At 40.5% G+C, this 14249-nt stretch carries 10 protein-coding genes; 2 read left to right on the plus strand and 8 right to left on the minus strand.

All coding sequences use genetic code 11. From position 1 onward, the window contains the following. Positions 1-50: 50 nt before the first annotated feature. A complete protein-coding gene (locus tag LVD17_RS09685) occupies positions 51-413 on the minus strand; it encodes a hypothetical protein (protein ID WP_233766387.1) in 363 nt (120 codons plus the stop codon). Between the two features lie 51 nt (positions 414-464). Then, the gene (locus tag LVD17_RS09690) at positions 465-1904 is read right to left on the minus strand and encodes an aldehyde dehydrogenase family protein (protein ID WP_233766389.1); all 1440 of its coding nucleotides are present in this window, start codon (positions 1902-1904) and stop codon (positions 465-467) included. A gap of 136 nt (positions 1905-2040) precedes the next feature. On the opposite strand from LVD17_RS09690, the gene LVD17_RS09695 reads away from it, so the two are divergent. Continuing rightward, positions 2041-2949, plus strand: a complete 909-nt coding sequence (locus LVD17_RS09695) for a hypothetical protein (protein WP_233766390.1) — start codon at positions 2041-2043, stop codon at positions 2947-2949. A 5-nt stretch (positions 2950-2954) separates the two neighbouring features. On the opposite strand, the gene LVD17_RS09700 is transcribed toward LVD17_RS09695, so the two are convergent. The 4 genes from LVD17_RS09700 to LVD17_RS09715 form a co-directional block, all read right to left on the minus strand. Continuing rightward, entirely contained in the window at positions 2955-3674 is a 720-nt protein-coding gene (locus LVD17_RS09700) for an OmpA family protein (RefSeq protein ID WP_233766392.1), read from the minus strand. Continuing rightward, positions 3667-5679, minus strand: coding sequence for an OmpA family protein (locus LVD17_RS09705; RefSeq protein WP_233766394.1), 2013 nt, complete (start codon positions 5677-5679; stop codon positions 3667-3669). Before LVD17_RS09705 ends, LVD17_RS09700 begins: the two co-directional genes overlap by 8 nt. A 183-nt stretch (positions 5680-5862) precedes the next feature. Continuing rightward, on the minus strand, positions 5863-8112 hold the full coding sequence (locus LVD17_RS09710; RefSeq protein ID WP_233766395.1) for a patatin-like phospholipase family protein: 2250 nt from the start codon (positions 8110-8112) through the stop codon (positions 5863-5865). 137 nt (positions 8113-8249) lie between these two features. Then, complete coding sequence (locus tag LVD17_RS09715) at positions 8250-9542, minus strand: peptidoglycan DD-metalloendopeptidase family protein (RefSeq protein ID WP_233766396.1); 1293 nt, start codon at positions 9540-9542, stop codon at positions 8250-8252. Between the two features lie 135 nt (positions 9543-9677). On the opposite strand from LVD17_RS09715, the gene LVD17_RS09720 reads away from it, so the two are divergent. After that, positions 9678-10496 (plus strand): SDR family oxidoreductase, encoded by an 819-nt coding sequence (locus LVD17_RS09720; protein ID WP_233766397.1) that lies wholly within the window; start codon positions 9678-9680, stop codon positions 10494-10496. On the opposite strand, the gene LVD17_RS09725 is transcribed toward LVD17_RS09720, so the two are convergent. Then, positions 10493-12622 carry a protein-disulfide reductase DsbD family protein gene (locus tag LVD17_RS09725; RefSeq protein ID WP_233766399.1) on the minus strand — a complete coding sequence of 710 codons (2130 nt, stop codon included), beginning with the start codon at positions 12620-12622 and terminating at the stop codon, positions 10493-10495. The two genes, LVD17_RS09720 and LVD17_RS09725, sit on opposite strands and share 4 nt — an antisense overlap. Before the next feature lie 213 nt (positions 12623-12835). After that, a complete protein-coding gene (locus LVD17_RS09730) occupies positions 12836-14203 on the minus strand; it encodes a dipeptidase (protein ID WP_233766401.1) in 1368 nt (455 codons plus the stop codon). Positions 14204-14249 lie beyond the last annotated feature (46 nt).

Below are 14249 nucleotides of genomic sequence, written 5' to 3' on the forward strand. Positions count from 1 at the left end.
TCCTTCGTAAACAAATTTAGTAAAGAATAACATTAAATCTTAGTGATGCCCTAACGCCTGAAGAGCTTTACGGTGATCTCATCGGCAAAAGAAAGTTCCATATAATCCTTGCTCTTTTTGAGAATCTCATACTTTAACTCAATGTCATTGTCCAAACGCTTAAGGGTAAGCTCATTGTTGTTCATCTCCCACTTAAAGTTTACACCTTCGGGTTCTTTAATCAGCAGGGAGCCGGGTTGGCCGGCCACTTTTAGTTGTGCGTAATTATTATTGAATAGTATGAGGTCTCCGGTAACTTCCTCTTCATCGATCGTCCATGATACGGTCCATGCATTTTCTAACTTATCAAATTCCTGATTCTCATTACAAGCTGTTATTAAAACCAGGCAAATAAAAGTTATTCTCTTCATCATTCTGTCGTTTCGTAATTAGTAAACGAGAATGAAGGGCAAAGATTGTATCAACTAAAAATACTTCATAAGCAAATCGACGATTTGTCTGACCCGGTTATTATATGGAGGATAAACTGTTTTGGTAGTGGTTAAGCCGACTCTTTGTTTGAGTACGGGCTTTTCGTTTGAGAAGGCCATGAATCCGTGCCAGCCGTGTGATTTTCCTATACCGCTGTTGTTGACACCTCCAAAAGGCAGATTGGGATGGTTGAAATGCAAAACACAATCATTTATACAGACCGCCCCTGATGATGTACCCTTTAGTATGGACTTTTTGTTGGAAGAGTGTTTCCCGAAATAGTATAATGCCAATGGTTTTGGCTTGCTATTGACGACCTCAATTGCTTCCTCAATGCTATCAAATATTTGGATTGGCAGCACCGGGCCAAAAATTTCTTCTTCCATAACAGCCGCCTTTTCAGTAACTCCATTTAGAATGGTTGGCGGTATAAAATTTTCATCGGCTTTTGCTTCACCACCCATGACCAACTCTGCACCATTCTCCAGGGCATCTTTGATCAGTTCATTAATTCTATCGTAATGCTTGCTGTTTACAATACGAGCATAATCTGCTGATGAATCAAAACCCTGCTTTTTGCTGTCAAACAGCTGTTTGATAGCTTTGATTAATTGCTGTGTAAAAATATCAGCGACAGATCTGTGAATCAGCACATAATCAGGGGCAATACATGTTTGTCCATTGTTAATAAATTTTCCCCAGGCAATTTTTTCAGCGGCATCTTTCAGGTTTGATGTATGATCTATTATAGCTGGTGATTTTCCGCCAAGCTCAAGAGTAACAGAAGCAAGGTGTTCAGCGGCTGCTTTCATTACTTTTTTGCCTACAGCAGGGCTTCCTGTAAAGAAAATATGGTCAAATGGCAATTTCAGAAGCTCTTGCGATACGTCGATACCTCCGTTAAAAACACGTACTTCATCCTCTTTATAAAGTTCACCAATCATGTTATCTATAAGCTCGGAAGTATTGGGAGTCATCTCCGAAGGTTTTAAAACTACCGTATTTCCGGCTGCCAGAGCAGATACCAAAGGTCCAATGGCAAGATTAAACGGAAAGTTCCAGGGAGCTATAATCAGGCAGACGCCCTTTGGCTCATACTGGATATATGACGTGGTACCGATCAATGACAGCGGGGCATCAACTTTCGCTGATTTTGCCCATTTAGTCAAGTTCTCCAGTGCATGTCGGATTTCGGTGAGTATCGGATAGATCTCGGTAATATTAACTTCTACTGATGGCTTTTTAAAATCCCTGTAGATGGCATCCTGAATGGTCTTTTGGTTTTTCTCAATCCAAAGCTGCAGGACTTTAAGACGCCTGGCTCGTTGGCGGATGTTTTCCGAGCGCATTAGTAAAGATTGTTTTTGCTGCTTCAGAAAAACTTCCTCGATGCTGCTATTGTAGGTTTCGGCGGTGGTTTTGGCGGTACTCATAATATAAAAATACAAAAAAGAAGAAAGCTTTCCGGTATGATTGGGAACATTCTAATGTTAACTTAATGTTAAACGTGTTGCTATAATGATGTTTTAATGTTAAATTAATGTTAAGAATTTATTAACAGAAGATAATATGAGGAGGGCTTTCTATTTTTTTACGATCGGTTTAATGCTTGTATTCGGGACATTAAAATCGCAGAATATACCTGCTACTTCGCTAAGTTTTCATTCGGCTTTGGAAGAGCAGGCCATTAAAGAGTTTATGGAGAATAAGGAGGGTAATATGTTTGCTCTGCAAATGATCTCTGCACATGACTTATCCGCCACGGAATTATCAGATTACAGTACCAGACTTGATGAGTTTGTGGTGAAGCTCTCCGAGAAAAGACAAAAATATAAGAATGATGAGAAGTTTCTCTCCTATATCTTTTACAAGATAAATCAGAAATTTCTGAAGCGATATAAACCATTTACCTCGCCCGCCATGCTTTTTAAAACAGGAGAGTATGATTGCCTCTCCGGAACGACAATGTATGCCTTAATTCTTGATAGATTAGATATTGACCATGATATAGTGGAAACCAATCATCATATATACCTGCGAATAGAAAGAGCCGGAAAAGTTTATCTTATGGAATCTACCGATCCTATGTATGGATTTATCGCTGACCAGAAGGAGGTGGCCAACAGGCTTAATGACTATGATTACGAGGCTGGCGCTGGCATACCGCGCGAAAGTGTTGATAAAGATGTGTATGTTTTTAGGAATCAGGTTAATGAAACCATAGATATGTACGACCTTGTTGGTCTGCACTACTATAATGCTGCTGTAAATTCTTTTAATCAGGAAGATATCTCCACCTCTATCAATAATCTTGAGAAGGCCGTGGTGTTTTATTTCTCCCCGCGTATAAGCGAGTTCGGGCTACTGGTTGGCAAAACACTGCTACAGGTTAATCATATACAGGGAGAAGATAAAAGAGATTATTTAAATCGTATAAACCATCTGCTCAGTGTAGAGCGTACGTACGCTGTAAGGTGATTTTTTTAATTCGATAAGATTCTAACTTCTACCCTCCTGTTATTTCTTCTGGCTTCAGCATCATCTTCACGACTCAAAGGTTGTGTGCCGCCAAAAGCTTTGGTATTAATCCTCTTCTTATCTATACCTTTACCAACCAAGTAATCCTTCACCGCTTCAACTCTTTTTTCAGAGAGTTTCATGTTTTGCCTTGGGTTTCCCCGAAAGTCGGTATGGCCTTCCAGTTGAATGGTAATATTTTCGTTGCTGTTAAGCATCTCAACCAGCTCATCAAGCTCTTGATGAGATTCTTCTGAAATATCAGCTTTGCCTAAAGCAAATATCAGCTTATCTAAACGAATAAGCTGATCAATGCCGGTTGGCTTTAGTTCGATAACTCTATTTCCATTATTGGATCGAAGTTCGGAGGACTTAAGTGTTTCTGTATACGGAGCGTATCCTTCAGCACTTACTCGCAAGGAATAATCTTTACCCTCTTCCATATTGAAAGTAAATGAGCTGCCAGAGAAGATTCCTATTTTACTGCCATATGGCAGACTTTCATACTGGATTTTTGCTTTAACGGGCTCGCGTGTCGAATAATCAATGATATCACCTTTTATAGGGATGATGTCCGCATTTGCATCTTGAGCAAGCAAGTGCGATGACAGTGCCGGCAATACTATCATCAGTATACAAATGAGTCCATTAAAGCGCATAAAGACCTCCTTTTTTGTTTTAGTCATTCATAATTTGAAATTCCACCCTTCTATTCTTACTTCTGCCTTCAATTGTTGTATTGGGAGCCGTGGGTTTGGTTTCTCCAAAGTATTTTACAGTTAATCTCTTTTTATCAATTCCCTTTTTAGTGAGGTAATTCATTACAGCATTAGCTCTGCGTTCGGAAAGTTCCATATTATATACGCCTGGCCCTACGTCATCTGTATGTCCGGCAATAGCAATTTCCATGTTTGACCGCTCCGTCATTAGCTTTACAACCCGGTCCAGTTCTGCGTACGATTCGGGCTTTACTACAGCTTTGTCAAAGTCAAAGAATACATTGTTCATTACCACTGTGGATTCCTTTTCTATAGGCACCAGGTAGAGATCCTTTCCATCTACTATGTACTCGCCATCTTCCTTGAAATCTCGTAGATCTATATTTTGACTTTCAGCAACGAAACCTTTGGCTTCAGCTCTGATGCCATAAATTTCACCAGCAGGTAGCAGAATTTCATATTCTCCTGTTGCAGGGTTTGACTCAGTTATACCAATTTCCTTGCCATCCGACAATCTTTCATAGATAATCTTAGCACCAATAGGCTGTTTTGTTTTGGAGTCATACAGCTTGCCTTTAACGGCTATTACAGGTTCTGGCTGCTTAAACACTGGCAATGAAACCCTGAAAATATCCAGATCATCTTCACTTACACCTTGTGAATAGTATGCGTGTTCGCTATTACCGGGTATGTTGAAGAACAGGTCTTCATATTGAGAGTTAATAGTCGGGCCAAGGTTTTCAGGTTCGGACCAGTTGGTCCACGTGTCGTCAAGTCTTTTTGTAACAAAAATGTCGCTACCCCCAAAACCACTATACCCATTTGAAGAAAAATACAATGTTTTGTCATCCGGTGCCAGGAAAGGAGATACCTCTTCTCCCGCTGTGTTTACTTTCTCTGAAAGGTTCAATGGTTCTGACCATGAGCTGTCATTTTGCATAAAGCTTACATAAAGATCACGGCCTCCTCGAGAGTCTTCACGCATTACGGACATTAGAAGTACTTTTCTGTTATTAGCTAAAAAGAAATTGGCTTTTTCAGAATAATTGTAATCATTTTTAATGTCCAGAGATACGGGCTTTGACCAGCTTCCTCCTGCATTGGAACTAATTGAAACACCGGCAGCCATTTTACCATTATCAAGATATTGATTACCCAGGACCAGAAGCACCGCCTTACCATCCGGGGTTACAGAACTTACAAAGTTGGGGCCTGCGTTATTGAGACCTTTCCCCATGTTTTGGGCCAGTTTCCACTCTCCGTTTTCATCTAGCTCCGAATACCAGATGTCTTCTGTATCTTCTACACCTCCTATATTTTCAGGGTGGTTTTTTCTGGAGAAGTAAAGTGTTTTTCCATCAGGTGACAACAAAGGTTTGAATTCCTTATACTTGCTGTTTACATTTTCACTTAATCTTTCCTTATCTACCTCAGGATTAATAAATTCGGGAATACTGATTTCAGGAATTATGGGAATATCCGAATCAGAAATAGCGATAGCGTCCAGACTGTAGTATTCCGGTACTGCAGCACCATCCAACTCTATTTTTACTGCTTTAACTTTATAGGGAGTATATTCAACAAACACATTGAGCATCCGACCTTTTAGCGGAACTGCTCTCGGGCTGAAGGTATTTACCAAATATTCCTTGTCATTTTCATCATAGACGAATACTTTAAAAATGGCGCTTGGATTATACGATTCAGCAATAGCTATTTGCCGGATTTGAATAGGGTTTGAAAAGCCTACTTTTATATATTCCTTTTTATTTGCGCGCTCGGGAGTCCATGCGTTGGGATTTTCGCCACCTGCCGGCAACACATTAGGTTTACCAAGAATTTGCGAGGCAGAGTATTGAACGGGTGTTAATTCTGATGAGACATCAATAACTTCAGTAGCCCACTGTACGGTCTGAGAATAAGCGGAAATACTGATGATAGTCAGAAGAATGAGGGGTAGAAATTTTTTCATAAATAGGTCGAATGGTTCAATTTTAATTCCCAAAGGTAAACATAGTTAAATTTTTGCATTGATTCCATGATCAAGTTATGAAATCATAATCTTGCAATAAGAATTAAAACATTACAAAGCTGCAATGTCTGCCAATATAGTTAAATATGCAAAAGTATTGTTATATTGATATTAACAGCGATTTTAATCCATAGATTTATCCTGAAAAAGCAGAAAACCTACATGTAGAAGGGCTCCGAACTGTGTCTGAGCGTCGTCGTAGTAATTGACACTGAAGCTGATAGGCCCGATAGGGCTATGTAATACGGTACTTGCGCTACCGACAAAATAGATTTCATCTATAACTTCATCGTATCTGGGCTGTTGATCGTCCTGCTGCTTAATGGCCTCCAGAGGCTTGAAAGCATACCCTTCCAGTCTGAAATCCAGGTTTGGCCTTATGCTGATCACATTCCTCAAGCCGACGGCTAAGTAATTGTGCGCTCTGAAGTTTTCGAGGAAGAGTGTGCGGCTATCTTGTAAAGGGTTAAAAGCAGGTGCATTAACAATGGTACTGTAGTAGTTGCTAAAGAACGGCTGATTAGAAAGTACCCCTTCAAAAAAATAACCCGAACTGAAGTTGCCGTTCCGAAAATACTGCTCTACCGTGGCCTTTGCCCTAAACCAGTCATGATCATTGGTTGATTTGTTTTCTATTGAAGAGGTGCTGCCTGGTTCATATTCTTCTTCTATATTGAAGTAGTCCAGGCTAATGTTAAATGCTTTTCCTTCATTGGAATACTGCTTTCTGTTAAGACTGTTTCTGCTAAAGCTTAGCCCTGTCCTTAAGCCACGAATATCAAATACATCCAAAGTGTCTGCCGATGTGAAGATAGCGGTATTCGAAAACCGGTCTGTATTGTTAATCCATGCTGTATTGATAATTCCTTTAAACTGCGCTCCTACCGGGAAACCTATATTAAAGCCGTATTTTCTATCCGTGCTTACCAAAACAGTAGAGGTGTTTTCTTCCTTAAGTATATCATCGGCATCTATAAAATCCCAGTTATTATAGGTGACCTCCGCTTCCAGGTAAAGCTGATTAAATATTGGTAAATCGAGGCGGGACTTGGCCTGGGCGGATTTGTAGAAACTACCTGTATAAAAATTAAGGCTGTTTTTAAGCAAATAATTATTGAAGTAGTAGTACTCCAGCCCTAAAAAGATCTGACTTACGTTTCGGGTTGCTATATTTCCGCCTATTTCCACATTGAAATTGTTTCTGGGTCGGCCGAAAATCTCTAATTGATATGAGTTACTTTCTGCATTGAAAGTAATATCCGGGTATATTGTTCTGAAATACTTCTCTGACACCAGCCGAAAATAACCAGTCTTGATGTCTTCAATATAAAGAGGTTCCCCTTTGTTGAACTTGAATATCCGGCTTATGTATTTTCTTTGCTTTGAATTAAATCCGTGGAAGTTGATATCGGTAAATTTCAGAGGTATATTTTTTTCGAAAAACCTATTGCGTTTATTGGCAAGCGAGTCACATGAGCTTCTTCGTTCAATCCCGGCTTTAATTTTGTCCATTTGTTGCAAGGTGGCTACATAGCCACTATCTATAAGAGCTTTGGCCCTGTTGAAGTCAAAGGCAGTATAGCCTTTCAGGTTTGGTTCTACGTAAACTCCTGATTCAGGAATTATTTCAGGGTCTGTTTTATCGAGCAGCATGTAGAGAAGTGAGTTATTGAGTAGCTCTTCATCTTTTTCAAACGGATAATCATTGAATATTTTAGACGATACATTAACACCGATCACCACATCTGGCTCAAATTCATCAATAGCCACATCGACAGGGAAGTTATTGTAAATTCCTCCATCAAAAAGGTACTTGCCATCTATTCTTATTGGTCTGTAAAAAAAGGGTACTGAGAGTGTGGCCCTCAAAGCATGGCTCAGAGACCCGCTTTTAAGCACCACCTCATTCTGAGTAAATATATCCGCCGCTACTATGCGCGTAGGGATAAAGAGACTGTCGAAATTATAATTGGCATTGGCGGAAGGTTGAGCAAGTATTTCTGCCAGGGCAAAGTTCAGGGAAAGGTCACTGGCTATGCTGGATGTAAGGGAAGCGTTAAAGGTGGAATCCAACGAAAGCTTGAGCGACAGGAAGGCCGCATTTGGTTTTTCTTTATTGTAAAAGTAGTCGTACTTCTTTTTTAGAACACCACCGACCCATTGGCTCAGCTCTTTGCTCTCCATAATTTCCTCCAGTTCGTCAGAGGACAGACCGGCTGCATATGATCCGGCAACAATGCCGCCCATGGAGGTGCCTACAATATAGTCAATAGGGATATTGTTTTCTTCGAGGGCCTTAATGACCCCTACATGAGCAATGCCTTTTGCACCCCCCCCACTTAGCACCAGGGCTACTTTTTGAGCCCGACCCATGATGCTAATATTTAACAACCCAATACACAAGAGGATTTTAACCAACCACATACAGGTTAATAGATTTTTCGCTCTAAAAGTAAACAAAAAAGCAAGGCAAATATTGCCTTGCTTATTAAATTTAAAAGAAATGTCGCTTATTTGGTACTTGCCAGAACTTGTTGTTTCTTAGGGAACTCTATTTGATCAAGCTTATTTGTCAGCATGTCTCTTTGAGCAATGTATTTTTCCATTTTCTCTTCCTTTACTGGTTCAGAAGGAGGCAGGTCAACTTCCAGGGCATCAATTTGTACACCGTTTTTCCAGAAACGATAGCATAGATGGTTGCCGGTAGCTAATCCGGTACTTCCTACGTACCCTATGGTTTGATTTTGCCTTACTCTTGTTCCCGGCTTTACTCCGGCGGCTATTTTAGACATATGCAGATACTGAGTAGTATAAGTGCTGTTGTGCTTAATTTTTACATAGTTACCGTTGTATTTTTTATATTCTGCGGCTACTACTATGCCATCTCCCACAGATCGGATAGGAGTGCCTTTAGGTGCTGCAAAGTCAGTACCTCTATGTGCCTTCCATCTCTTCTGAACTGGATGGTATCTGTTTCCTGAGTATCTGGAGCTTATTCTGGTAAATTCCAGCGGGTATTTTAAAAGTGCTTTTCTCAGGCTTTGGCCTTTCTCGTCAAAGTAATCTATACCGCTGCCCTGGTCGAAGTGAAACGCATAGTAATCATTGCCAAAGTGCTCAAAATAAATTGCCTTGATATCACCAATACCTACAGACTGGCCGTCCACAAGCTTGTCCTCGTAAATTACTTTGAACTTATCTCCTTTTTGCAGCCGGAAGAAATCAAGCTGCCAGGCGAATACATCAACAAAATCATTGGTTAACTGATGTGAAAGCCCAAGTTCACTCATAGTTAGCGAGAGGTTGGATTCAATCACACCTGAGATGCCCTTTTCAACAATTTGTACTTCTCTTTGCTTTTTTTCTACTGAGATAGAGTCCCGAAGATTAAAAATTACATATTCAACAGGATTGTGTTCATAAACAAGGGCCTTGGCAGTTTTTAAAGAATCCTGATCGCAGATAAGGGTGTACTTCTTGTTAGCCGCTATTTTACGAACATCAAATACATCTCTGGAGATACTTGCCAGTCGGAAAATGGCCTCTGAGGAAACATTATGTGCTGATAGAATTTCGGAAATGTTTTGATTCCTCTTAATTTTATCCTCGATCACGACCATCGAGTCCACCACAAGACCATAAAGCATTTTTGGCTCTACAGGTTCAATATCTATACTTGTGGAATCAGGAGCACTGGTAATTTCCTGCTCGACAGATTTTGATTCATTAAGGACAGGAATTAAAAAATAGAATCCGAGTGAAATCGTGGCTAAAATGATTAGCCCAAGATACTTTTTTGACATGTTGGTTTTAGTTTAAAAAATTTCGCTAACTAGCCCGCAAATAAGCAAAAACTGCTGCTAATATTAATGAATAAGTAAGAAAAATGCCAGAAATTAGAGTTGTTTTAATTTATTTCTTTCAGTAAAACTAGTTATATGACTGATAATCAAATGTTTAGATCAAAAACAAAATCAATCAGTATTATAGGAATGGGTTGGTTGGGCTTCCCTTTAGGTAAGTTTTTGGTCAAAAATTCACATTATGTTAAAGGATCTACCACTACCACCTCTAAACTAACAGCCATAGAGCAGGGAGGAATAAAGGGTTACCATCTGGCACTACCAGACCTTGATAATAGACTGGATTTCTTTGATACCGATATTCTGATTATATCTTTGCCGCCATCAATCAAGGATTATAACCAGGTGATCCGTGTATTGCTTGGGCAGGTTAAAGAGCATAAAATTCCATGGGTGATCTTTGTAAGTTCTACGTCGGTTTATGCCAATGCCAACAAAAGAGTTATAGAGGAAGATGCAAAAAACATTGCTTCAATACATTCCGGTGTGCGGCTTTTGGAGGTAGAAAACCTCTTTGCGAGTGATCCGGATTTTGCTACAACAATAATCCGGTTTGCAGGGCTTTACGGGCCTTCCAGAGAGCCAGGAAGATTTCTGGCGGGGAAAACAGATCTCAACGGACCAGACAGCCCTGTTAACCTTATTCATCTCGATGATTGTATTGGTATAATTGGTAGAGTGATTGAAAATGAAATAAAGGGACAGACATTTAATGCTTGTGCGCCTGAGCACCCCAAAAGAAAAGATTTCTACACAAAAGCATGCCGTAGTCTTGGGTTGGAACCACCCCACTTCAATAATGATCAGGCACCTTTTAAAATCATTGACTCGAGTAAATTGGTAGATGTGCTACAGTATCAATTCATACATGAAAATCCTATGGATGACCTTTAGTTATAGTGTTGGTTAAATTTTTTAGTGCCTTTGTCAAGAAAATCGATGAAGTTTGAAACACTTCTGTCATATGTTACCGGTTCAACCAGTACCTTTTCATCCAGGCCAACCAGTACATAAAATGGCTGAGCATTATTATTGAGATTATTTATTTGCAGGTCAGCGTTTTGTTTACCGATGGTTTTTTTAATTTTTCCATCGTACTTTGAGGTAAACCATTCTGACTCGGGAAGCCCCGTTTTATCATCTACATAGAGTGCTACAACCACGTAGTCTTCCTTAAGTCTTCTCAGTACTTCAGGGTCTGACCAGACTACTGCTTCCATCTCCCGACAGTTTGTACAACCATGGCCTGTAAAATCTATAAAAAGAGGTTTGTTTTGCTGACGGGCACAAGCCAGAGCCTGATCATAGTCAAAATAGCCATTCAGGCCGTGCGGTAAGTGCAGGAAATCGCCGTATTTGGGTTGGCCGCATTCGGCAACTTCGGGGTCGTCAGCCTGCCGTGCCAAGCCTATGAGGTCAAAATCATGGGTGTACATAGGTGGCAGATAACCTGCCAGTGCTTTAAGGGGGGCACCCCACATACCGGGTATCAGGTAAAGCACAAAGGTAAAGGTGGCAATTGCCATCATGAGTCTGGGTACACTGATAACCTCCAGTTTGTTGTCATGAGGTAAGCGTATTTTTCCAAGAAGGTAAAAGCCCATAAGTGCAAATATGACAATCCAGATGGCAATGTTGACTTCTCTGTCCAGTACTCCCCAGTGAAATGCCTGGTCCGCTATGCTTAAGAACTTAAATGCAAGCGCCAGTTCAATGAAGCCAAGAACGACCTTGACGGAATTAAGCCAGCCGCCGGATTTAGGAAGGTTGCTTAGCCACTTGGGGAAGACTGCAAATAATGTAAATGGAATTGCAAAGGCCAGTGAAAAGGCAAACATTCCCAGGATCGGCTTTAAGATCTGACCGCCTGCTGAACCTACTAATATACTGCCGACAATAGGGCCTGTACATGAGAATGAAACCAGTACCAGTGTAAAGGCCATGAAGAAAACACCTACTAACCCACCCTTGTCAGCTTTTTTGTCCATACTGTTAACAAAAGAACTGGGAAGGGTTATGTCAAATAATCCGAAGAAGGATAGCGCGAAAATCAGGAATACACTGAAAAAGATAACATTGGGAAGCCATTCGGTGGAAAGGTGATTAGCCGTTTCCGGTCCCATTAGCGGAGCCAGTGCCGAGCCGATAAATGTGTATATCAGAATTATAGAAAAACCATATATGAATGCTTTTCCGGGGCCTTTCCCTCCGCCAGTGAAATAACTTACGGTCATTGGGATCATGGGAAATACACAGGGTGTTAGAAGTGCTGCTAACCCGGCGATAAAGGCAAATATCATAAACCATATAAGCGATTTGTCCCTGTCATCTTTCACTACAAGCGATTCATCAAGAATGGGTCCTGTATTGGCGATTTTTGAATAATCCTTTTTAGCAGTTTTTATAGTATCTGAAGCTGCTGAAGTTAGTTTAGTCTTATTATCGTTTGTCTGCGCTTGTTCAGGTTTTGTTTCTTCAATTTTTATCTGAGACTTATCCGCAGGTTGTTCAGTTTCTTGGCTATCGGGGGCGCTTGTGCCCACCGTTGAGGATTTAAACCTGAAATTATCAAAGATGAAATCGTGATCGAAAGGTATACACTTACCATCCACATCTGAGCAGACCTGAAATTCATAGTTACCTGAAATTTTGAGGTCAGTGTTAAGAACTTTGATCGTTTGTCGAAATTCTCCGGTTTTCTTGAAAATCCTGACGTTACACTCAAAGATGTCGTCGTATTTTTCAACAGGGTTTATGGCTTTCACATCACCCACCAGTTCATAGCTGCTATTTGGGGTAAAGGTAAATGTCGTAACCATTGGCCCGCAATCAGGATCAAAGTCAGATGAATACAGGTACCAGTCTTTAATGATCTTTGCTTTAAAAATCAATTCAACATTGTCTCCAACCTCGACCTCTTTGCTGCTGGCAGAGGTGGTCCAGGAAGAGGGTTCTATAACCTGTGAAAAAATGGGCAGGGAAAAAACTAAGCTTGAGAATAAAAAAAATAACTTTTTCATGTCGACGCGTTTGGCCATTAAATATGCAAAAAAGGACTCAAATTTTAATTACGCTTTAAGAATGCTTTAAGTTCTTAAAATGTTCTGATACTCAACACGGGCAATTGTAATTGTAGTGAAGGATGGTAGGAGGGTAAATTATTATATATTGATCTTGTTTTTGATCAGAGAAATAAAGGCCTCAGGAACAGACTGCCCGAGGCCTTTTATGATTTATTTATTCATTTCAGCAAAATGTTTGTAAAACAGGGTTATAGTTTCAATCCCTTTCATATAGTTAAAGATGCCATAATGCTCATTAGGTGAATGTATAGCATCTGAATCCAGACCAAAGCCCATAAGCACTGTATTTAGATTAAGTTCATCTTTAAACAGAGAAACTATCGGAATACTCCCGCCATCCCTTGTCGGAATGGGTCCCTTTCCAAAGGCCTCTTCAAATGCAGCACTGGCAGCGGCATAGGCTAAGGAATCTGTGGGGGTAAGTGCTGGCTCACCACCATGATGAGGAGTAACTTTTACTTTAACAGACTTTGGTGCAATTGACTTAAAGTGCTTTGAAAACAATTCTGTTATTTCATGCGACTTTTGACCCGGTACCAACCTCATGGATATTTTTGCATAGGCTTTTGATGGCAGTACGGTTTTAGCTCCCTCTCCAATATATCCGCCCCAAATCCCATTTACATCCAGTGTAGGCCTTATACCGGTTCTTTCGAGAGTGGTGTATCCCTTTTCTCCGCTTACATCATCTATATCCAGGTCTTTTTTATATTCATCAAGGTCAAAAGGGGCACTGTTTAAGGCTTCGCGCTCTTCCTTTGAGAGCTCCTCTACTTTATCATAAAAACCCGGAATGGTGATATGATTGTTTTCATCCTTTAAAGAGGCAATCATTTCACAAAGAGTATTGATCGGGTTGGCTACAGCTCCTCCGTAAACCCCTGAGTGCAGATCCCGGTTGGGCCCTGTTACTTCAACCTGCAAGTAACTTAACCCGCGTAAGCCTACTGTAAGTGAAGGAGTTTGGTTATCTATCATAGCTGTATCCGAGATCAGAATGATATCAGCAGCCAATTTTTCTTTATTCTCTTTGACGAAGATGCCCAGGTTGTCAGAGCCAACCTCTTCTTCTCCTTCTATCATGAACTTCACATTACATGTCAGGGAGTTTGTCGCCATCATGGCTTCAAATGCTTTTACATGCATGTACATCTGGCCCTTGTCATCGCATGCACCACGGGCATATATTTTATCATTTTTGATCACAGGCTCGAAAGGAGGTGAATCCCACAATTCGTAAGGGTCTGCAGGTTGCACATCATAATGTCCGTAGACCAGTACGGTCGGCAAATTTTTATCTACTATTTTTTCTCCATAGACTATGGGATATCCAGCCGTCTCACAAATTTCGGCTTTGTCTACTCCGGCTTTTTCAAGACTGGATTTTATAAATTTCGCTGTTTTGAGTACATCATTCTTAAACTTGCTGTCAGCGCTTACTGAAGGTATCCTTAGCAGTTCGAGGAGCTCGTCCAGAAATTTTTGTTTATTTTGTTCTATGTAGTCGTGGGTATTCATGTACGATCGGGTTTTAAAGGGCACAAAGGTAGCCCGATAATGTCAA

Source organism: Fulvivirga ulvae (assembly GCF_021389975.1).
Classification (GTDB): Bacteria; Bacteroidota; Bacteroidia; order Cytophagales; family Cyclobacteriaceae; genus Fulvivirga; species Fulvivirga ulvae.